The organism is Nocardiopsis listeri (assembly GCF_020741345.1).
Taxonomy (GTDB): Bacteria; Actinomycetota; Actinomycetes; order Streptosporangiales; family Streptosporangiaceae; genus Nocardiopsis; species Nocardiopsis listeri_A.
This window is the reverse complement of record NZ_DYZD01000046.1, coordinates 1-20,502: the sequence shown is the minus strand read 5'-3', so window position 1 is coordinate 20,502 and position 20,502 is coordinate 1. Positions and strand designations below refer to the sequence as shown.

General features: G+C 69.7%; 18 protein-coding genes and 2 pseudogenes. 18 read left to right on the top strand and 2 right to left on the bottom strand.

Going from position 1 to position 20,502, the window contains the following annotated elements:
- A pseudogene (locus K8V84_RS02655) lies at positions 1–193 on the bottom strand (hypothetical protein); the annotation flags it as partial.
- 634 nt (positions 194–827) lie between these two features.
- Between K8V84_RS02655 and K8V84_RS02650 the strand changes: the two are divergent.
- The 7 genes from K8V84_RS02650 (at position 828) to K8V84_RS02620 (ending at position 7,300) form a co-directional block, all read left to right on the top strand.
- Positions 828–1,784 carry a methionine ABC transporter ATP-binding protein gene (locus K8V84_RS02650; RefSeq protein ID WP_304069866.1) on the top strand — a complete coding sequence of 319 codons (957 nt, stop codon included), beginning with the start codon at positions 828–830 and terminating at the stop codon, positions 1,782–1,784.
- A complete protein-coding gene (locus K8V84_RS02645) occupies positions 1,784–2,506 on the top strand; it encodes a methionine ABC transporter permease (RefSeq protein WP_304069863.1) in 723 nt (240 codons plus the stop codon). Before K8V84_RS02650 ends, K8V84_RS02645 begins: the two co-directional genes overlap by 1 nt.
- 70 nt (positions 2,507–2,576) lie before the next feature.
- Entirely contained in the window at positions 2,577–3,446 is an 870-nt protein-coding gene (locus K8V84_RS02640) for a MetQ/NlpA family ABC transporter substrate-binding protein (RefSeq protein ID WP_304069853.1), read from the top strand.
- A 176-nt stretch (positions 3,447–3,622) separates the two neighbouring features.
- Positions 3,623–5,017, top strand: coding sequence for a GH1 family beta-glucosidase (locus K8V84_RS02635; RefSeq protein WP_304069850.1), 1,395 nt, complete (start codon positions 3,623–3,625; stop codon positions 5,015–5,017).
- A gap of 144 nt (positions 5,018–5,161) precedes the next feature.
- Positions 5,162–6,193, top strand: a complete 1,032-nt coding sequence (locus tag K8V84_RS02630) for a LacI family DNA-binding transcriptional regulator (RefSeq protein ID WP_304069846.1) — start codon at positions 5,162–5,164, stop codon at positions 6,191–6,193.
- A gap of 128 nt (positions 6,194–6,321) precedes the next feature.
- Entirely contained in the window at positions 6,322–6,546 is a 225-nt protein-coding gene (locus K8V84_RS02625; RefSeq protein ID WP_304069844.1) for a hypothetical protein, read from the top strand.
- Positions 6,547–6,634: 88 nt separating this feature from the next.
- On the top strand, positions 6,635–7,300 hold the full coding sequence (locus tag K8V84_RS02620) for a hypothetical protein (RefSeq protein WP_304069841.1): 666 nt from the start codon (positions 6,635–6,637) through the stop codon (positions 7,298–7,300).
- A 28-nt stretch (positions 7,301–7,328) separates the two neighbouring features.
- On the opposite strand, the gene K8V84_RS02615 is transcribed toward K8V84_RS02620, so the two are convergent.
- A complete protein-coding gene (locus K8V84_RS02615; protein WP_304069839.1) occupies positions 7,329–8,546 on the bottom strand; it encodes a D-alanyl-D-alanine carboxypeptidase family protein in 1,218 nt (405 codons plus the stop codon).
- Between the two features lie 643 nt (positions 8,547–9,189).
- Here K8V84_RS02615 and K8V84_RS02610 point away from each other — a divergent pair.
- The 11 genes and pseudogenes from K8V84_RS02610 to K8V84_RS02560 all read left to right on the top strand — a co-directional run.
- The gene (locus tag K8V84_RS02610; RefSeq protein WP_304069860.1) at positions 9,190–12,426 is read left to right on the top strand and encodes a sensor histidine kinase; all 3,237 of its coding nucleotides are present in this window, start codon (positions 9,190–9,192) and stop codon (positions 12,424–12,426) included.
- 232 nt (positions 12,427–12,658) lie between these two features.
- The gene (locus K8V84_RS02605; protein ID WP_304069837.1) at positions 12,659–13,060 is read left to right on the top strand and encodes a roadblock/LC7 domain-containing protein; all 402 of its coding nucleotides are present in this window, start codon (positions 12,659–12,661) and stop codon (positions 13,058–13,060) included.
- A gap of 98 nt (positions 13,061–13,158) precedes the next feature.
- Positions 13,159–13,575, top strand: a complete 417-nt coding sequence (locus K8V84_RS02600; protein WP_223809137.1) for a DUF742 domain-containing protein — start codon at positions 13,159–13,161, stop codon at positions 13,573–13,575.
- Between the two features lie 34 nt (positions 13,576–13,609).
- Entirely contained in the window at positions 13,610–14,206 is a 597-nt protein-coding gene (locus tag K8V84_RS02595; RefSeq protein WP_067600800.1) for an ATP/GTP-binding protein, read from the top strand.
- A gap of 88 nt (positions 14,207–14,294) precedes the next feature.
- On the top strand, positions 14,295–15,992 hold the full coding sequence (locus tag K8V84_RS02590; RefSeq protein ID WP_304069832.1) for a DUF885 domain-containing protein: 1,698 nt from the start codon (positions 14,295–14,297) through the stop codon (positions 15,990–15,992).
- Positions 15,993–16,113: 121 nt separating this feature from the next.
- Positions 16,114–16,683 carry an HIT domain-containing protein gene (locus K8V84_RS02585; RefSeq protein WP_304069829.1) on the top strand — a complete coding sequence of 190 codons (570 nt, stop codon included), beginning with the start codon at positions 16,114–16,116 and terminating at the stop codon, positions 16,681–16,683.
- A gap of 136 nt (positions 16,684–16,819) precedes the next feature.
- On the top strand, positions 16,820–17,476 hold the full coding sequence (gene pgsA / locus K8V84_RS02580; RefSeq protein ID WP_304069856.1) for a phosphatidylinositol phosphate synthase: 657 nt from the start codon (positions 16,820–16,822) through the stop codon (positions 17,474–17,476).
- Positions 17,477–17,528: 52 nt separating this feature from the next.
- Positions 17,529–18,428 (top strand): phosphatidylinositol mannoside acyltransferase, encoded by a 900-nt coding sequence (locus K8V84_RS02575; RefSeq protein ID WP_304069827.1) that lies wholly within the window; start codon positions 17,529–17,531, stop codon positions 18,426–18,428.
- Entirely contained in the window at positions 18,421–19,575 is a 1,155-nt protein-coding gene (locus tag K8V84_RS02570) for a glycosyltransferase family 4 protein (RefSeq protein ID WP_304069824.1), read from the top strand. The genes K8V84_RS02575 and K8V84_RS02570 overlap by 8 nt, the downstream gene beginning before the upstream one ends.
- Positions 19,576–19,592: 17 nt before the next feature.
- Positions 19,593–20,111 (top strand): hypothetical protein, encoded by a 519-nt coding sequence (locus K8V84_RS02565; protein ID WP_304069821.1) that lies wholly within the window; start codon positions 19,593–19,595, stop codon positions 20,109–20,111.
- Between the two features lie 227 nt (positions 20,112–20,338).
- Positions 20,339–20,502: pseudogene (locus K8V84_RS02560) on the top strand (pyridoxal 5'-phosphate synthase lyase subunit PdxS); the annotation flags it as partial.

Below are 20,502 nucleotides of genomic sequence, written 5' to 3'. Positions count from 1 at the left end.
GTGCGGGCAGGGCGAACGCGGCCAACAGCGACAGGGCCACCGCCGTGGTGCGGCCCGGGGTCGGGTTCACGCGCAGGGCCTTGGGAAACGGGCGCGCGCAGTCGTCGATCAGCTCCCGCCAGGTGCGGGCGGGAGGATCGGGCGCCCAGAAGTCGGCGTAGTCGGCCACTCGGCTCGGATCTTCTGACTGCAAGGTGTGGTCGCTCCTCGTGCCCACGCGCGGACCCCCTAGCGGGTACGGGGGCGCTGTGGACGCAGCTGCTCGTCTTTCCCGGACAGGGCGCGGGGCACGTCGTCTTCGAGGGCCGCACCGCACTCACCCCGATCGGAGGGGGAAGGTCACGGGACGGTAATGAGTCTAAGCATTCTCACGGGTCTTCGGGAGGGACGAGGTGATCACATCCCCTAACAAAGCCGTCGATGTGGTCTAAATAACCATATTCGGGTCAAGGATTTTGCCGAATCGAGGCATCCGAGATGGTTGAGTTGGGGCCGTGATGGCTCCTGAGTACGACGAAGCGACCCCCGCCACCATGGCGGACACCACCCGGCGGTACGTACCGCTGCCCGGTGGTCGTTGTCGTCCGTCCCGTCGTTCCTGAGCCCGAGGCCAGAACCCGCCCCGTCCGGCGCCATGGCGCCGCCCCCGGGCCCCTGTGCCCTCCGACCGCCGCTCCGGCGCGTCGCCGCCGCTCGCCCACCGTGCGCTTCGTACGCTCGGACGCGGGCGTCGACCCCCCACGCTGAGTCCAGTCCCTGCGCCCGCTATCCGCGTGGGAGCTGTGACACCACCGCCAGACGTCGATGGGAAAACCGTGATTGACGCAGTGGGTCTCCACAAGACCTACAGGTTGAAGAAACGTCGGGTCGAAGCCCTCAGAGGGGTCGATCTGCACGTCGAGTCCGGCGAGATCTACGGGGTCGTGGGCCAGAGCGGTGCCGGCAAGAGCACCCTCCTGCGCTCGGTGAACCTCCTGGAACGCCCCGACAGCGGCACCGTCCGCGTCGGAGACGAGGAACTCACCTCGTTGCGCGGTGCCCGCCTGCGCGAGGCTCGACGCCACATCGGCATGGTGCACCAGCACTTCGCCCTGCTCTCCTCGCGCACGGTCGCCGGCAACGTCGGCTTCCCGCTGGAGGTCTCCGGGATGTCCCGCGCCGCGCGCGCCACCCGGGTGGGCGAGCTCCTGGAACTGGTCGGTCTGGGCGACAAGGCCCGCGCCTACCCCTCTCAGCTCTCGGGCGGTCAAAAGCAGCGCGTGGGCATCGCCCGCGCCCTGGCCTCCGACCCCAAGGTGCTGCTGAGCGACGAGGCGACCTCCGCCCTGGACCCGGCCACCACCGAGTCCATCCTCGCGCTGCTGCGCCGACTGCGCGACGAGCTCGGTCTGACCATCCTGCTCATCACGCACGAGATGGACGTGATCAAGCGGATCTGCGACTCCGCCGCGATCATGGAGGACGGCGAGTTCCGCGAGTCCGGTCGGGTGCTGGACCTGATCGGCACACCGGGTTCGCTGCTGGCGCGTTCGCTGTTCCCACTACCGGAGAACGGGGGACCGGAGACGGTGTTCATCACCTACCCGCGTTCCTTCGATGAACCCTTCATGTCCGAGCTGACCCGTCGGTTCGACGTGGACGTCAACATCCTCGGCGGCGGAGTGGAACAGGTCGCCGGTCAGTCCGTGGGTCGACTCAGCGTCGACATGCGAGGAGGCCGGCGTCGCGAGGCGCTGACCTACCTGTCCGAGCACGGCCTGCTGGTCGAGGAGGTCGGAAAGTGATCACCAACGAGATCCTCTACCTGGCCCAGGAGGGCAACGCGGTGACCGCGATCGCCGACTTCGTCCGGGACTGGCCGAACATGTGGCCGAGCCTGTGGCTGGGAACCATGGACACCGTCTACATGGTGTGGTGGGCGACGGTCTTCAGCATCCTGTTCGGTCTGCCCCTCGGCGTGCTGCTCGTGGCCACCGACAAGGGTGGGCTCATCCCGGCCCCGGCCGCGCGCGCGGTGCTCAGCGGCATCGTCAACGTCGGTCGTTCGCTGCCGTTCATCGTGCTGATGGTGGCGGTGCTGACGCTGACCCGCTTCCTGGTGGGAACCACCCTCGGCCCCACGGCCGCCATCGTGCCGCTCAGCATCGGCGCCATCCCGTTCTTCGCGCGCCTGGTGGAGACCGCGCTGCGCGAGGTGGACCGGGGGGTCGTCGAGGCCGCGCACGCCATGGGAACGCGCAAGTTCACCATCGTTGGCAAGGTGCTGCTCCCCGAGGCCATGCCCGGGCTCATCGCCGGCCTGGTGATGACCGTGGTCACGCTCATCTCCTACTCTGCGATGGCCGGTGCCATCGGTGGCGGCGGTCTGGGCGACCTCGCCATCCGTGAGGGCTACCAGCGCTTCAACGACCACTACCTGTGGGCGACCGTGATCCTGCTCGTGGTGATCGTGCAGGTCGCGCAGAGTCTGGGCGACCTGTTGGTGCGCCGACTGTCCAGGCGCTGACGCGCACCTCCCGATCCCGCCCCCTGTGACCCCCCTTGAGTCGTCCGGTACCAACGGCAAGGAGACAGCCATGACATGGAGAGCGAACGTGTTGCGGAGCGCCGCCGTGTTCGGCGCCGCGACCGTACTGCTGGCGGGGTGCGGGAGCCCGAGTGAGCGGGCCGACGAGGGCGGTGGCGACGACGACGTGGTGACCCTGAAGGTGGGGGCCACGCCGATGCCGCACGCGGAGATCCTGGAGTTCGTGAACGATGAGCTGGCGGCCGACGCCGGCCTGTCCATCGAGGTGGTCGAGTACACCGACTACAACCAGCCCAACGCCGCGCTCGTCGAGGGTGAGCTGGACGCGAACTACTACCAGACGGTCCCGTTCCTGGAGGAGTACCAACAGAGCAACACCGAAGCCGACCTGGAGTACGTGAGCAACGTGCACCTGGAGGCCTTCGGTCTGTACTCGCAGGAGTTCTCCGATCTGGAGGAGCTGCCCGAGGGCGCGGAGATCGGGGTGCCCAACGACGTGTCCAACATGGGCCGGGCACTGAACCTGCTCGACTCGCACGACGTGATCACCCTGGCGGAGGACGCCGGTGACAACGCGACGGAGTCCGACGTCGAGGAGAACCCGCTCGACATCACCCTCACCCCGGTGGAGGCGGCGCAGCTGCCGCGTTCCCTGCAGGACCTGGACGCGGCCGTGGTCAACGGCAACTACGCGCTGGAGGCCGACCTGGCCGAGAGCGCGAACGCGCTGGCCTGGGAGGAGACCGAGGGCAGTGTGTACGGCAACGGTCTGGTGGTGCGCACCGAGGACGCCGACTCCGAGGAGATCGAGCGGCTCGACGAGCTGCTGCACAGCCCGAAGGTGAGCGACTTCATGGAGGAGCGCTGGCAGGGCGTGGTCATCCCCATGGGCGGGATGGCGGACGACCACGAGGATTAGAGGGTCCCGTGCCCGGGCGTCGAAGGCGGATCCGCGCCTTCGACGCCCGGGGCGTATCGGTAACGGTTGGGTTTCGGGGGACCGCGGGCGCGTTGACTTGATCCGCGGGTTCTGCTTCGGTTATGGGAGCGCTCCCAAGCTGATTTCGCTCGTCATGGAAGGTGCGTAACAAAGCAGTGAGTAACCCCAACGATTTCCCCGAGGGCTTCCTCTGGGGGGCGGCCACCGCCTCCTTCCAGATCGAGGGCGCCACCACCGCCGACGGCCGAGGCCGCAGCATCTGGGACACCTTCGCCGAGACCCCGGGCAAGGTGCTCAACGGGGACACCGGTGATCCCGCGGACGACCACTACAACCGCTACGTCGAGGACATCGCGCTCATGAAGCGCCTCAACCTCGGCTCCTACCGCTTCTCCATCGCCTGGCCGAGGATCCTGCCCGAGGGCGGCGGCAAGGTGAACCAGGCCGGCATCGACTTCTACGACCGACTCGTCGACGGCCTCCTCGAAGCCGGCATCCAACCCTGGGCCACGCTCTACCACTGGGACCTGCCCCAGACACTGGAGGACGCGGGTGGCTGGCCCGAACGTGACACCGCGTTGCGCTTCGCCGACTACGCCAAGGTCGTCGCCGACGCACTCGGTGACCGGGTCTCCCACTGGATGACCATCAACGAGCCCTGGTGCTCGGCCTTCCTCGGCTACCACAACGGCCACCACGCCCCCGGCCACCGGGACGCGGAGAAGGCCCTGGCCGCCACCCACCACCTGCTCCTCGGCCACGGCCTGGCGGTCGAGGCGATCCGCTCCACGGGTCACCCGGCCACCGTGGGCCTGGCCCACAACCAGGCGGTCATCCGACCGCACGGAGCCGACGCCGCCGACGTACGGGCCGCCCGACGGGCCGACGGCGTGCGCAACCGCATCTTCACCGACCCCCTGTTCAAGGGCGCCTACCCGGCGGACGTCCTGGAGGACCTCGCCGACATCAGCGACTTCTCCTTCGTCAAGGAGGGGGACCTGGCCACCATCTCCGCACCCCTGGACTTCCTGGGGGTCAACTACTACTCGCCCGAGTTCGTCGCGGGCTCGGCCAAGGGCCTCGACCCGGCCCTGGTCAGCGGTGAGGGCGAGGCCTGGCTGGGCGCCGACCCCGAGGAGGTCCATGTCTCCCAGGGGCTGCCCGTCACCCACATGGGATGGGAGATCGACCCCAGCGGCCTGTTCGACGTCCTCCAACGACTGGCGGGCGAAAGCGGCGGCATCGACCTGTACGTCACCGAGAACGGCTGCGCCTTCGAGGACACCGTGGTCGACGGCGCCGTCCACGACGTGGACCGTACCGACTACTACGAGGGTCACCTGCGGGCCGCCAAGGAGGCGATCCAGGCCGGTGTCCCCCTGCGCGGCTACTTCGCCTGGTCCCTGCTGGATAATTTCGAATGGGCGTGGGGATACTCCCGCCGATTCGGCATCGTGCACGTGAACTACGAGACGCAGGAGCGCATCGTCAAGGACACGGGCCACTGGTACGCCGAACTGGCCAGGACCGGCAGGTTCCCCACAAGGTGAACCACGAGAGTTCGTGGGGCGGCCCTCCGGGGCGCCCCACGCGCTCCGTGACGGGTTCGGTCCCGGGCACGGGACCGAACCCGTCCACGCCCGCCGTCCGGAAGGTCCGGTCGGATCGGTAGAGAACGCGCAAGGAGCCTCGAAGTGGCCAAGAGCGGCGGTCGACAGCGACCGACCCTGGAAATGGTGGCGCAAAGGGCCGGGGTCGGCCGGGGAACCGTATCCCGGGTGATCAACGGATCCTCCCAGGTCAGCCCCCGTACCCGCGAGGCGGTCCACGATGCGATCTCGGAGCTGGGCTATAGCCCCAACCACGCCGCGCGCACCCTGGTCACCCGCCGCACCGACACGGTCGCGCTGGTCGTCTCCGAGTCCAGGGACCGATTGTTCGAGGACCCGTTCTTCGCCGACATCATCCGCGGCGTGAGCTCGGTGCTGCACGAACGCGATCTGCAGTTGATGCTCACCACCGCCCGAGGCGACGCCGAGCACAAGCGGGTGGGCGAGTACCTCAGCGGTTCGCACGTGGACGGCGCCATGCTCGTCTCCCTGCACCGGGACGACCCCCTCACCTCTCGTCTGGCCGACTCCGGCGTGCCCGTCGTGCACGGTGGTCGGCCCTACTCCGAGGTGGCGCCCGCGCCCTTCTTCGTGGACATCGACAACGTGGAGGGCGGGCGCGTGGCCACGCGCCGGCTGCTGCAGACCGGACACGAGCGCGTGGGGACCATCACCGGTCCCCAGGACATGAACGCCGGCATCAGCCGTCTGCGCGGCTTCCGGGAGGCCATGGCCGAGAGCGGCCGTGAGGTCGACCAGAACCTGGTGGTGCAGGGCGACTTCAGCGTCGACGGCGGTGCCGCGGCCATGGCGGAGATGCTCGACCAGGGCGGGAACCCGGACGCCCTGTTCGTGGCCTCCGACATGATGGCCATCGGCGCCATCCGCACCCTGCGCGAGCGTGGCCTGAGTGTGCCCGAGGACGTGGCCCTGGTCGGTTTCGACGACAGTCTCATGGCCCAGCACAGCACTCCGCCACTGACCACCGTCCACCAGCCCACCGTCCAGATGGGCCGGGAGATGGCCCGCCTTCTCGTGGACGTGGCCATCCCGCGCACCGCCGACTCCGAACGGGTCACGTTGGAGACCCGTTTGGTGGTTCGCGATTCGGCCTGAGTCGGGGTCCGGATCGGTACCAGAACCCCGATCACGCCGCTGACCCGGACTTTCGTCCCTTTCGTCCCTCTGGACTGGTCGGTCCGGCCTGTGCGAGGCTGGTCCAGGTTTCGGGACGGTGGGAGCGCATGGATTCTACGGGGGAGCCCACCCACGCCCGGTGCGCCATCGCCGAGTGCGGTTGGTGCGATCGGGACGGGCTGGAATGCCGGTACTGCCGCGGCACCGGATGGTGGCGGCCGGAACGACCGTATCGGGAGGTCAGCGGTGTGATCGTCTGGTCGCGCATCGACGAGCCCTGTCGGGGCTGCGCCGGGACCGGCAAGGAGCACGGCCCGGTGGTCGCCACCTGAGGGCGCGGTGGGATCATGGCCGCGAAGGATGGACGACCGCGGGGACCGGCCTCGCGAGGAGCCTGATCAGCACGGGGGAGTGGGCGCATTGCGTTGGGTCACCTATCTGTCGCCGAGCGGTGGCGGTACCCGAGTGGGCGCGCTCGACGACGGCGACGTGATGGGCAGCCCCGACGAGGGCACCCTGGATCGGCTGCTGGAAGGCGGTCCGGCGGTCCTGGAGGTCGCACACGGCCGTGCCGTGGAGCACGCCATCGAGATCATCGTCGAACCGGAGACGCGGATGTGCGCCCCGGTCGCGCCCACCGCCCTGGTTCCGCTCCGGGTCGGCGACCGCGAGATGGAGATCCACCCGGAGATGGTGCGCGGCGTCGACGACGCCGTGCTCTCCGAGGCCCGCACCGCCCATGTCGGCGTGGCCGCGCTCACCGTCGGCCAGGGCGAGGCCCTGGCCTACACGCCCGCCTGCCTGTGGCTGGACGCCACCGGGGACGCGGTGCAGCTGATGTTGGGCCCGGTCCTGACCACGGCCGACGAGATCGTCGGCGGCGCGGTGGAGATCGCCACCTCGGTGGACGACAAGGAGAACGGCCGCGGTCGGATCGACCTGGAGAACGAGTGGCTCGCGGGCGGGCCCGGTCGGCTCCGGGGGCTGCTCACCGTCTTCACCCCGGCCCTGGAGGCCGACGACGAGCTGTTCGTCGACGTGGGCGAACTCGGCACCTTCGAGGTCAGGGTCGGCTCCCAGGTCTGATCGGCCGCACCGATCCGCCCCGCCCGGATCAGGGCGTGTACTCCCAGTGCCAGGGCTCGAAGCCACCGCGCGCCCAGTCGGGGTTGTCCCATCCGTACCCGGGGGCGTGTTCGAGCATCCAGCGGTGTTCGACGGTCTCGGGTTCGTTGACGCCGCCGCACAGATCCACGGCCACGCCCATCCCGTGCGCGCTGGTCCCGGGCCGGGCCGCCATGCCGGGCAACATCTCCTCGAAGAGACGCACCTGCTCGTGGTAGGGCCGGTAGGAGTCGGTCACGCACATCGGGCGGCCGAACTCGGACCGGTAGGCGCCGTCCAGTTCGATGAAGGCCTCGGCCGCGTCGGAACGCAGGCTCTCCCCTGTCTGGGGGAGCGGGCAGAGCATCGTGTCCGGGACTCGGCCGTTCTCCAGTCCGTTGACGGCACCGGGGGCGCACGGGCCCCCGCGGGCGCGCGGGGGCCCGTGCGGCCCGGGATCCTCCGTCGCGTCCGCCGCGGGGTCCGTCCCCGCCCGGTTCTCGGGGGCGTTGGCGGCCCGTGCGTCGGCCAGGGCCTCGTCTCGGCGATCCTCCTCGCCCGTGTCGCGTCCGTCGTCGGACACGGCCAGGGCCTCCTCCAGCTCCGTCTGCTGTTCGAGCAGTTCCCGAGCGCGTTCCTCCTGCTTCTCGATCGCCTCCTCGGCCTCCTTGCGGGCCTCGTCGGCGGCCTCGGTCGCCTCGGCCTGTTCCTCCTCGGCGGTGCCGGCGGCCTCGGCCAGGGTGTCGGCGGCGACCTTGGCGGCCTCCGACCGGCTCACGTCGGCGGAGCGGTGTTCGCCGAGCAGGGTGAGGTAGGCGCCGCGTTCCAAGAGTCCGGTGGGGCCCTCGGGCCCGGCCCAGGCGCGGGTGATGCTCAGGTCGGCCCCCTTGTACGCGCCCGCGGCCTGCCGGGCTGCGCCCAGGCGACGTTCGTCGTGGCGTTCCGCCGCCGTTCGCGACCGTCGGTCGGCGGCCTTGCGCGTTTCGGTCGCCTCCTCCAGCCGCTCCGCCTCCTCCTTGTAGAGGTCGATCTTCTCCGTGGCCTCGTCTCGGAGGGTGGCCACCTCCGATCGGGCGGTGGCCAGTTCGACGCGCAGCGTCCGGAGTTCGTCGGAGGGCTCGGCCACGGCGGGGGCGGCGAGGGAGAGGGCGCACAGCAGGGCGACGCTCAAGGGGAGCAGGCCTATGACCGAAATGTGTTCGAGTGCTCCGGTCCGATCCGATTCCATAGTAGAGCCCAGGGTGCCAGAATCGTCACGCTGGGTATTCGAATTTGAGCGTCGTGTGGTGCGCATCCCCGAAAACTCCCCCGGACCTGCATGTGTGTCCTGTCAGGATGTCACGAGTCGTCGCTCTTGGTGATGGGGTGAGGGGTGTGTCCAAATAGTTACCTCGATGTCCGAGGTGGTTTCGGTCTCCCCGCCTGACCTGGGTGATTGGTCATAATGTGGGCGTGGAGGGCATTATGTCCCTGGGCGAACGAAGATGATCTTGACGATCGGTGCCAAACGACCGAAGCGAGTGCTTCGCGCCCATTGATACGCTATCCACCGCACGCGCACCTCGGAATTTCTGGGTGCGCGGCTCCTCTCCTCCCAGGCGAGTCCGGCGGACAGTCTTCACATCTCCCCACACTCCCACCGCTTTCTGTATCTGGTGGACCACGTGGTCTAAACCGATTTTCCGGTCTGGAGCGGTCCAACCCCTGGGTTCAACAGCCGTTCGAGGCGGTGACACGAAAGGTTGCGAGGGTCCGTGTCGACACGAGCGACGAAAAACGGGGCCGGCGCGCAGAGCGAGGCCGCGCAGGCCGACAGCGCCGACGCCACGCCCCGGCGCAGAGCCAATTGGTGGCGGCCACGTAACTGGCGGGTGCGCTCCCGACTGGTGGCCCTCATCGTTATTCCCACCGCCGTTGCGCTCGCGCTCGGTGGTCTGAGGGTCTACGAGGCCTCGGTCTCGACCGTCACCCACGCGCACATCGAGGACAGAGCCGAGGTCGGCGTCCTCATCGTGGAGCTGGCCAACCAACTGGGTCGTGAGCGTACGGCCAGCGCGGTCTACATCTCCGACAGTGCGGACCCGAACAATCGTTCGGACTCCCTCCGTCAGGAACTGGACGAGGAGCGGGACTCCTCCCGTGACCTCCAGAGCACGCTGACCGCTCGCCTGGACGACATGGGCGAGATGGACGGGGACCTGGCCCAAGGCCGCCTCTCCACGATGCGCAGTCAGCTCGCCACCCTCGAAGCCCTGCGCACCGAGGTGGACACGACCCGCATCACGGTCCTTCCGGTGGTCACCAAGTACCGCACCATCGTCCGGTCCCTCGCGGACTTCAACCAGACGATCGCGGACGAGACCAACGACACCGACCTGCGGGAGAGCGTCCGCGCCCTCACCGCGCTGTCGAACGCGCGCGACCAGCTCTCCTACGAGACGGCGCTCATGGGTCACTCCCTGGCGCGGAACTCGATGACCGGCGGTATCTCCGAGGCCATCGACTCCAGCCGGGCCCGCTACGAGAACGAGATCTCGAACTTCGTCCAGGCGGCCAACCCGGACCAACGCGCGATCTTCGACGAGAACTTCACCGGTTTGGAGGTCAGCCAGGTCTCCACCATGCGCATGCGCGTCATGTACCGCGCCGAGCGCAACGACGACCTCACCGGTGTGACCGCCAACGACGGCCCCGAGGACTACAAGGCCATCGCCGACGTCGCCCTGGAACGACTCCAGCTGGTCGAGACCGGCCTGGCCGAGGGCATCGCCGAGGACGCCAACGACCTGCGCAGCACGGCCCTGCTGCGCACGATCATGGACCTCGTCATCGTCGCTGGCGTGCTCCTGGCCGTCTTCATCCTCACCTCGCTGGTGGTCCGCTCCCTGGTGCGCCCGCTGCGCACCCTGGAGGACGGCGCCCGTCGCGTCGCCGAACGCGATCTGCCGGACGCGATCAACCGGATGCAGGAGGCCGGAGCGGTCCCCGACACCGTCAAGGTCACGCCCATCGAGGTCGACACCCACGACGAGATCGGCGAGGTGGCCCGCGCCTTCGACGACGTTCACCGCGTCGCCCTGACACTGGCCTCCGACGAGGCCGCGCTGCGCAGCAACGTCAACGCGATGTTCGTCAACCTCTCGCGTCGAAGCCAGACCCTGGTGGAACGGCAGCTGCGCCTGATCGACGGTCTGGAACAGTCCGAGCAGGACTCCGACCGCCTGTCCGACCTCTTCCAGCTGGACCACCTCGCGACGCGTATGCGTCGTAACAACGAGAACCTCCTGGTTCTGTCCGGCCAGGACAACACCCGTAAGTGGGCCCAGCCCGTCCCGCTGGTCGACGTCCTCCGTGGCGCCGTCTCCGAGGTCGAGCAGTACGAGCGCGTCAACGTGCGCGCCCCCTCCCACATCTCGGTCCTGGGCCGTCCGGTCAACGACGTCATCCACCTCGTCGCCGAGCTGGTGGAGAACGCCACCGCGTTCTCCCCGCACGACACCGAGGTGCTGGTCAGCGCCAAGACCCTGGACAGCGGCGCCGTCCAGGTCGACGTGACCGACAGCGGTATCGGCATGGCACCCGAGGACCTGGCGGCGGTCAACGCCCGCCTGGCGGCCCCGCCGGTCATCGACGTCGCGGTCTCGCGCCGCATGGGTCTGTTCGTGGTCTCGCGCCTGGCGCACCGCCACGGCATCAAGATGAGCCTGAAGGAGGCGCACGGCGGCGGCACCACCGCGGTCGTGATCTTCCCGCCGGACCTGCTCATCACCCCGGTCGACGGACAGCACGCCCTCGGCGGCCCCGACGCCCGTCCCGAGCTCTCCGCGGGAACACCGGACACCTTCGCCGACGCCCAGGCCGCCTTCGCGGCCACCCCGGCGGCGCAGGAGCCCGGCGACCCCTGGGAGAACCAGGACGGCGCGGGTCTCTCCCCGAGCGAGATGGGCGGACTGCCCAAGCGCACGCCCGGCGGCGGCACCCGTACCGACGAGCACCCGCCCAGCGGCCAGGACCTGTGGAACACCGACAAGAGCGGTGACACCGGTTCGGTCTGGGAGGCGCCCAAGCGGGCCGAGGGGCTCTCGCCCACCAACGGCGCCTTCGGCGACAACGTCGGCTCCGTGGTGGATCCCTACGACAGGCCCGAAGAGGACGAGCCGCAGCCGGAGCAGACCGGCCGCAGCCTGTTCGACCCGGCGCCCCGCAACACCGACACCGGATCGTTCTCCGCTCCGGACACCGGTGCGTTCCGTCGACCGGGCGCCGACACCGGCGCCTTCCGTCGGCCCACCGAGGCCGAGCGGAAGGAGACCGGAACCTACGACGCCTTCGGCGGCCGTGCCGAGGCCGCTCCCACGGACACCGGAACCCACCGCACGAGTGCGTTCGACACCGGTGCCGGCCGGGGCGCGGGCCACCACGACGAGGCCAGTACCGAGTCGTTCCCCGCGATCTCCGCCTGGGACTCCGCACCGGCCGGTCCGGAGCAGTCGCAGCAGCCGACCCAGGCCGACCCCAACGAGACCGCTGGTCGCCGTAGTGGCATCGGCGACAGCCGTGAGGGTTACGGATCGACCGCCTACCTCTCCCGCCGTTACGGTGGCGCTCAGGGGCCGAACAACACCGTTGTTCCCCCCACGCCCGCCGGTGAGGGCTCCGACTCGCTGCCGATCTTCGACGCGATCGAGTCCAACTGGTTCAAGCGTCGCAGTGGTGGACCCACCGTGGACGCCACCGAGACCGGTCCGATCCCGCAGGTGCCGCCGGCGGAAGGTCGCCCCGCGACCCGTGAGGCCGCTCCTCGCGCCGAACAGGCTCCGCGGGCCGAGCAGACCCAAGGTTCCGAGCAGGACTGGAACTCCGCCGCGGACCGTGGTTGGAAGGCCGCGCGTACCGCAGCCGAGCCGCTCGCGGGTGGTCTTACCACCTCGGGCTTGCCAAAACGGGTTCCCAAGGCAAACCTTGTCCCAGGGACCGCGCCCAAGCCGGAGAACTTCAAGCAGATGCCCACGCGAAGTGCGGACCGTGTCCGCAACCGCTTCTCGGGCCTGCAGAAGGGCGTCCGGGACGGGCGTACCCGACTCGGCGACAATCCGGCGGAGGAGTGACTCACGTGGCCAGTGGTGGGACGGGGTCCCTCTTATTCCGGGAAGCAGGATGCAATAGCATCTATCGAGCTTCTCGGACGCACCACACCCGTCACTTGACGAGAACAGAACACCAGACTCCCGGTCTCCCCCACGGGAGGGGCCGGGCAGTTCGCAGAGGCAGTGCTGTCACATGCCGTGCCGGCGGTAGCAGTGCCAAAAGACCAGCCGGCGAACTTGGACAGGAGATCAGATGAGTCGACAGGTCAATGAACTCAACTGGTTGATCACTGACTTTGCCGACCGGGTACCCGATGTCGCCCACGCGATCGTCGTCTCCTCGGACGGCCTTCCGTTGGCGTCGTCCTCGGGCTTCCCAGCCGATAGGGCGGACCAGCTGGCGGCCATCGCCTCCGGCCTGTCCAGCCTGACGCAGGGAGCGTCCCGGGTGTTCGAGGGTGGAGCGGTCGCCCAGACCGTCGTGGAGATGGAGCGGGGGCTGATGCTCATCATGGCCATCAGCGACGGCTCCTGCCTCGCGGTCCTCGCGGCGGCCGAGAGCGACCTCGGTCTGGTCGCGTACGAGATGACCCTGCTCGTCGAGCGGGCCGGGAGGGCGCTGACACCAACGGCGCGTACCTCGGGAATCCACTGATCCACCACCGACAGGAGGAAGTGGTGGCACCTCACAGTAGAGATGCCGGGAGCGCCTCGTGGTTCGGTCAACAGCCGGGCCATCCCCCCACGGGTGGGATGCCGGCCGTGCCGGGCGGCGGAGATGTTCCTCGACCAATCCAACAACCGTATGACCAACGACCCGCGTCGAGCAGCGCGCCCAGTTCGCTGGTGCGTCCGTACGCGGTCACCAAGGGCCGTACCAAGCCGAAGTCTCAGCTTCCACTGGAGGCGCTGATCTCGGCCACGGAGGCGGCCCGGAACGAGTCGGGCATGCTGACGCCTGAATGGCAGGCGATCAGTGACCTGTGCCGGGAATGGCGTTCCGTCGCGGAGATCTCCGCGTTGTTGCGGATGCCTCTCGGCGTGGCGCGGGTGCTTGTGGCGGACATGTCCGAGCAGGGACTGGTCCAGATCAGGTCTTCGCTCAACAACGAAGCTCGCCCCAACACCAACCTGCTTGAAAGGGTGCTCAGTGGACTTCGCAAGCTCTAGCCCAGCCGAGGAAGGCGGTGCTGGGGGGAACGCGATGACGTCGGTCAAGATCGTCGTCGCCGGGGGCTTCGGTGTCGGGAAGACGACATTCGTTGGCTCTGTCTCCGAGATCGTGCCGCTGACGACCGAGGCGGTCATGACCAGCGCCAGCGTCGGTGTGGACGACCTCGCCAAGACGCCGGACAAGCAGACCACCACCGTCGCCATGGACTTCGGTCGTGTCTCCCTCGACTCGGACCTGATCCTGTACCTGTTCGGTACCCCCGGACAGCACCGGTTCTGGTTCATGTGGGACGACCTGGTCAAGGGCGCCATCGGTGCCGTCGTGCTGGTGGACACCCGCCGGCTGGCGGACTGCTTCCCCGCGATCGACTACTTCGAAGAGGCGCGTCTGCCCTTCATCGTCGCGATCAACGGGTTCGACGGCTACTACCCCCACGCCGCGGACGAGGTCCGGGACGCGCTCACGCTCAGCCCGGAGATCCCCATCGTCCAGGTGGACGCCCGTGACAAGGGCTCCACCAAGTCGACGCTCATCACCCTCGTCGAGCACGCCATCACGGTGGGGGACCCCGAGGGCGCCGCAGGGCAACAGCCCACCTCCACCGGGGGTCAGAACTCCTGGCGGTGACCGGGACCTCCCGGGCCGGGGTCCCGCACGAGCACGGCCCGGTTCCCGTCTGACGGGAACCGGGCGTCCGTGCCGGCATCATGGCCGGATGAGCTCTTCCTCCGACGCCGCCGCGATGACCCGACGGTTCCGTGAGGTCGCCGAGCGGGTGCTCGACGCGTTGCTGGAGGACGCGCCCGAATGGGCGTTGGACCTCGGTGACGCCGGCGGCGCCCACCGGTTGACCGACCACACGGTCCAGGCCGACACGCGCCGGGTGGCGACCCTCACCGACGCACTCGGTTCCCTCGACGAGATCGACCAGGACCTGTTGCCGACCGAGGACTCGGTCGACCTGGAGGTCCTGCGTTCCCGGGTGTCGGCCGACCTGTGGCACACCGCCGAACTGCGGCCCCACACCTGGGACCCCCTGACCTACGCGCCGGGCGAATCCCTGCACGTCCTCCTCGAACGCGATTCCCTGCCGTTGCCGGAACGCCTGGAGGCGCTGGCCGCCCGTTGCGCGGCCCTTCCCGACCACCTGGCCACCGCCCGTGAGCGACTCTCGGAGGGGCCGGGCATACCGCGTGTGCACGCGGAGACCGCGCTGGCCCGATTGGCCGGCGCCCGCACACTGCTCACCGACGCACTTCCGGAGCTCGCCGCGACCGCGCCCACCTCGCCCTCCCGGCTGGAGGGGGCCCGTGAGGCGGCCCTGGCGGCCGTGGACGAGTACACCTCGTGGCTGAGGGCGGAGAGCGAGTTCGCCACCGCCGATCCCCGTCTCGGGGAACGGGTCTTCGCCGCTCGGCTCTGGTACACCCTGGACTCCGAACTCTCGCCCGACGCCCTACGCGTGCGCGCCGAGAGCGACCTCATCGCCACCGAAGAGGAACTGGCGGAGGTCGCCGCCGAGTACGAGGGCCGTCCCCGACGTCCGGGGCAGGCGGCCGAGGTCCTGGCGGCACTGGCCGGGGAGAACGCCACCGACGCGGAGACGGTCCGACCCATCGCCGAACGGGCCCTGGCGCACCTGTACGAACGGGTGCGCGAACTCGACCTGGTCACCGTGTACGACGACCCGGTGCGGGTGGTACCGATGCCCGAATCACGACGTGGCGTGGCCGTGGCCTACTGCGAACCTCCCGGCCCGCTGGACCCCCGCATGGCGGAACTGCCCACCTTGGTCGCGGTCGCCCCGCCGCCGGCGGACTGGCCCCGCGAACAGCGGGAGTCGTTCTTCCGCGAGTACAACGGGATGCTGCTGCGCAACCTGATGGTCCATGAGGCGCTGCCCGGGCACGCCCTCCAACTGGCCCACGCGGCCCGCCACGATGGTTCGACCCGGGTGGGACGGGTGTTGTGGAGCGGTACCTTCGTCGAAGGATGGGCGGTGCACGCCGAGTCGGTCCTGGCCGGTCATGGTTGGACCGACGGCACCGACGACGCCTCCCGTCGGGAGAACCTGGCGCTGCGCCTGGTCCAGCTCAAGATGCGGCTGCGCATGATTCTCAACGCCATCCTGGACGTGCGGGTGCACACCAAGGACGTCACCGAGGCCGAGGCGATCGCCCTGATGGTCGAGCGCGGCCACCAGGAGGAGGGTGAGGCCCGCGGCAAGTGGCGGCGGGCCGAACTCACCAGCGCACAGCTGTCCACCTACTACGTCGGTCAGGCGGAGGTCGCCGACATCGCCCACGACCTCGAGGCCGCACGGCCCGGGCTGTCGGAGCGCGAACGCCACGACGCGATGCTCGCCCACGGAGCCCCGCCCCCGCGTCACCTGCGAGCCCTGCTAGGGCTCTGAGCGGCTCCTTCGTTCACCGTGCGGCGACCGGAGCGCCCGCAGTCCACGACGCGGGCGCTCCATCGCGCTTCTATGCTGGGACGAGAGGCACGAAAACGGTCATCGAGGGAACGGACGAGCCATGCGCGGCGCCGACGACGAGCCCGACAACGCGACCCCGCCCGGGGTGGGGACCGGTGTCCCCGACGGCCGGGAACGGCTCTGGACCCCGCACCGCATGGCCTACATCAAGGGCGAGGGCAAGCCCACCGGACCTCGCGCCGAGGACGGCTGCCCGTTCTGTCGTGCCCCCGAGGTGAGCGATGAGGAGGGCCTCGTCGTGGCGCGCGGCAAGACCGCCTACGCGGTCCTCAACATCTACCCCTACACCAGCGGCCACCTGCTGGTCTGCCCCTATCGCCACGTCTCCGACTACACCGCTCTGGACGAGACCGAGACGGCCGAGATCGCCGCCCTCACCCAGGCGGGCATCCGAGCGCTCACCGACTCCCACCGACCGCAGGGCTTCAACGTCGGCTTGAACCTCGGTACGGTGGCCGGAGCCGGGATCGCCGCCCATCTCCACCAGCACATCGTGCCCCGATGGGGCGGCGACACCAATTTCATGTCGGTGATCGGCGACACCGGGATCCTGCCCGAGATGTTGGAGCAGACCCGGGCCCGACTGTCCGAACACTGGCCACAGGGGTGACCCCGATCGGTCCCGGACCCGAGCCGTGAGACGGCCGCTCCGGCTGACGCGCCACCCCCAGCGGGTAGCGGCTCCCACCCCCACGACCGTTCCCGTCCTACGATCACAAGAAGACATGCTGAGAATCCTTCGTCCCATGATCTCCCGGGTCACCGCTCCACTCGGTCGGAGCCTGGCCCGGATCGGCCTGACCCCCAACATCGTCACCATCGTCGGTGCGGCGGGTGTCGTCATCAGCGCCCTGTACTTCTATCCTCGCGGCCAGCTCTACGCGGGGTCGGTGGTCATCACGGTCTTCGCGCTCTTCGACATGCTCGACGGCGCGGTGGCCCGGGCCAAGGACAGTGCCAGCGCCTTCGGCGCGTTCCTGGACTCCAGTCTCGACCGGATCGCCGACGCCGCCATCCTGGCCGGACTCATGTGGTGGTTCGTCGGTGAGGGCGACGACCCGATGCTCGCGGGACTCACGCTGTTCTGCCTGATCAGCGGGTTCATGGTGTCCTATATCAAGGCGCGGGCGGAGGGCCTGGGCGTCAACTGCGACGTCGGTGTCGCCGAACGCACCGAACGGTTGGTCATCATCCTGGTCGCGGTCGGCCTGAGCGAGCTCGGGGTGCCCTACATCCTCGCCGGTGGCCTGTGGCTCCTGGCCGGGATGAGCCTCATCACCATCCTCCAGCGACTGATCGAGACCCGCGCCCGCCTCAACGATCCCGACTTCGCGGGCGACCGGAAAGAGGACTCCGGCAGTGAGGCCGGCGACCCCGATCACAAGGCCGACAACGACGTCTGAGCCACACGGCCGGGCATCGCGACGACGAAGTAGCAGGACGAGGAATCACGACGTGGACGAACGCATGGCCGACCTGGCCTACGCGGCCGGGTGGTCACTGGTCCGCCGCTCGCCGGAGAGCGCCGGACGGGCGGTGTTCCGCCGGATCGCCGACCGGTCCTGGCGCGCCCACGACGGCGGAACCAGGGGCCTGGAACGCAATCTGCGCAGGCTGGTGGGGCCCCATGCCTCGATCGCTCAGCTCAGGGCCTTGTCCAAGGCCGGTATGCGCTCCTACATGCGCTACTACTACGAGCTCTTCCGACTGCCCGCCATGGGGCGGGACCACATCCTCTCCCACACCCGACAGAGCGGCATCGAGGTCCTGGAGGGACACATCCGATCCGGCAGGGGAGTGGTCGCCGCCCTGCCGCACATGGGCAACTGGGACCACGCCGGCGCCTGGATCGCGGCCCGAGGCACTCCGCTGACCACCGTCGCCCAGCGGCTGCGCCCGGAGAGCCTCTACCGGCGCTTCACCTCCTACCGCGAGTCCCTGGGCATGGAGGTGCTGCCGCTCACCGGCGGCGGCGTCAACACCGTGGGCGTGCTCGCCCGGCGTCTGCGCGAGGGCGGCCTGGTGTGCCTGCTCGCCGACCGTGACATCCACGGCAACGGTCCGGAGGTGGACTTCTTCGGGGAGAAGGCGCGCATGCCCTCCGGCCCCGCGGCCCTGGCCCTGAACACCGGTGCCGCCCTGATGCCGGTCTCCCTCTGGTACGACGGCCCGTACTGGAACATCCGCGTGCACGAAGAGCTGCCCGTCGCAGAGGCGCCCACCCGCGCCCAACGGGTGTGGGAGACCACCCAGGCGCTGGCCCGGGTGTTCGAGGGAGCCATCGCCGAGCACCCCGAGGACTGGCACATGCTGCAGCCGGTCTTCAGCTCCGACCACGAGGCGGACCATGGGTAGGAGGGTGGGGATCGTCTGTCCCTACTCCTGGGACGTTCCCGGCGGGGTCCAACAGCACGTGGGGGACCTCGCCGAGGCGCTCATCGCGATGGGCCACCACGTGTCCGTCCTGGCCCCCGTGGGCGACCCCGAGCACCCGACGCCGTCCTACCTCGTCTCGGCGGGGCGTCCCGTGCCCGTGCGCTACAACGGTTCGGTGGCCCGCGTCCGCTTCGGCCCCCGGGCCTCGGCGCGGGTGCGCCGTTGGATCGCCGAGGGAGACTTCGACGTCGTGCACGTCCACGAACCGGCCGCGCCCAGCCTCTCCCTGCTGACCTGTTGGTCGGCGGACGGTCCCATCGTCGCCACCTTCCACACCTCCAACCCGCGTTCGCGGGCGATGTCGGCCACCTCCACCGCCCTGCGTTCGGCCATGGAGAAGGTCAACGCCCGCATCGCCGTGTCCGAGGCCGCGCGACGCACCCTCGTCGAACACGTGGGCGGTGACGCCGTGCTGATCCCCAACGGGGTGTCGGTGCGTCGCTTCGCGCACGCCGAACCGCTCTCCGGATGGCCCGGCGAGGGCGGCTCCATCGGTTTCCTCGGCCGCCTGGACGAACCCCGCAAGGGCCTGGGCGTGTTGCTGGAGGCCTTCACACACCTGGCCCCGCGCCGGCCGGGCCTGCGGCTGCTCGTCGCGGGACCGGGCCACCCCGACCTGTCCGGTGTCCCCCAGGAGCTGCGCGATCGCGTGGTCCTGCTCGGTCGGCTCGACGACGCCGACAAGGTCCGCGCCTACCATTGCGCGGACCTCTTCTGCGCTCCCAACCTGGGAGGGGAGAGCTTCGGCATCGTGCTCACCGAGGCGATGGCCTCGGGCGCCGCCATCGTCGCCAGCGACATCCCGGCCTTCGACGCGGTCCTGAACGGAGGCGAGGCAGGCGAGCTCTTCCGGGTCGGCGACGCCGAACACCTGGCCGAACGCGCCGCGGCCCTGCTCGACGACCCCGACCGGCGCGCGGAACTCTCGCGCGCGGCCCGCGCCGCCGTGCGCGCCTACGACTGGGACACCGTCGCCGCCGACATCGCCCACGTGTACGAGACCGTCCTGGCCGGAAACGGGCCCCTGACCACCGTCGTCCCGTACCGCCGGGGTGAGCGGCCCTGATCGGTGACGTCTCCTTCGTGAGCACGGTGGCCGCCATCCTCCTGGCCCTGGTCCTGATCGGCTTCTACCTGTCCTGGAGGGCCACCCGGCTGGACCGGCTCCACCACCGGGTGGAGACCGCGCGAGCGGCGCTGGACGCCGCCCTGCTGCGCCGAGCCGCGGCCGTCCTCGACCTCGCCGCATCCGGACACCTGCCCCCCGAGACGTCGGCCGGGCTCGCGGAATCGGCCAACCGGTCCCGCCGCGCCGACCACGACCACCGAGAACTCGCCGAGAGCGCACTGTCGGTGGTCCTGCGCGAGACCCTGGACGCACGCACCGACCTCACCACGGCCCCGGAGCTCCAAGAGGTACGGGTCGCCGCGCGCGGGGTCCACCTCGCCAGGGTCTTCCACAACGACGCGGTCGGCGACACCCGCCGCGCACGACGTTCCCGGCTGGTGCGGCTCCTGCGACTGGCCGGCACCGCCGCCCTGCCCGACTTCTTCGAGATGGACGACCAGGCGCCCGGAGCCGCCGGTCCCGGATCTCGCTGAACCCGCCGTGTTCCACTGTGGAGCGGGCGAACCACGACAATCACCCATCTGGCCAAAAGTCCTGAAAGGGGCCTGACTAGGATGGTGGCCTGGTCGACCCAGGGTGCGTGGCGCCGACGGTGTCCACGTGCTTTCGCGTGTGACGCCGGCGAGCCGCGGGTCCAGGGCGCACCAGGCCCGCACGTCAGGGCCGAGCCCCCAACCAGAAGACGAGGGAGCCCACCACCGTGGCCGAGAACGCAACCAACAACTCCGACAACGCCGTCGGCACCCAGCGCGTCAAGCGTGGAATGGCCGAGCAGCTCAAGAACGGCGTCATCATGGACGTCGTCACACCGGAGCAGGCAAGGATCGCGGAGGACGCCGGTGCCGTGGCGGTCATGGCCCTGGA

Coding starts and splice junctions, on each gene's coding strand:
- K8V84_RS02615 (WP_304069839.1), bottom strand. CDS start 8,546: ATGGAATCGGATCGGACCGGAGCACTCGAACACATTTCGGTCATAGGC.
- K8V84_RS02585 (WP_304069829.1), top strand. CDS start 16,114: ATGCGCGGCGCCGACGACGAGCCCGACAACGCGACCCCGCCCGGGGTG.
- pgsA (WP_304069856.1), top strand. CDS start 16,820: ATGATCTCCCGGGTCACCGCTCCACTCGGTCGGAGCCTGGCCCGGATC.
- K8V84_RS02605 (WP_304069837.1), top strand. CDS start 12,659: ATGAGTCGACAGGTCAATGAACTCAACTGGTTGATCACTGACTTTGCC.
- K8V84_RS02625 (WP_304069844.1), top strand. CDS start 6,322: ATGGATTCTACGGGGGAGCCCACCCACGCCCGGTGCGCCATCGCCGAG.
- K8V84_RS02640 (WP_304069853.1), top strand. CDS start 2,577: ATGACATGGAGAGCGAACGTGTTGCGGAGCGCCGCCGTGTTCGGCGCC.
- K8V84_RS02595 (WP_067600800.1), top strand. CDS start 13,610: ATGACGTCGGTCAAGATCGTCGTCGCCGGGGGCTTCGGTGTCGGGAAG.
- K8V84_RS02590 (WP_304069832.1), top strand. CDS start 14,295: ATGAGCTCTTCCTCCGACGCCGCCGCGATGACCCGACGGTTCCGTGAG.
- K8V84_RS02600 (WP_223809137.1), top strand. CDS start 13,159: ATGCCGGCCGTGCCGGGCGGCGGAGATGTTCCTCGACCAATCCAACAA.
- K8V84_RS02570 (WP_304069824.1), top strand. CDS start 18,421: ATGGGTAGGAGGGTGGGGATCGTCTGTCCCTACTCCTGGGACGTTCCC.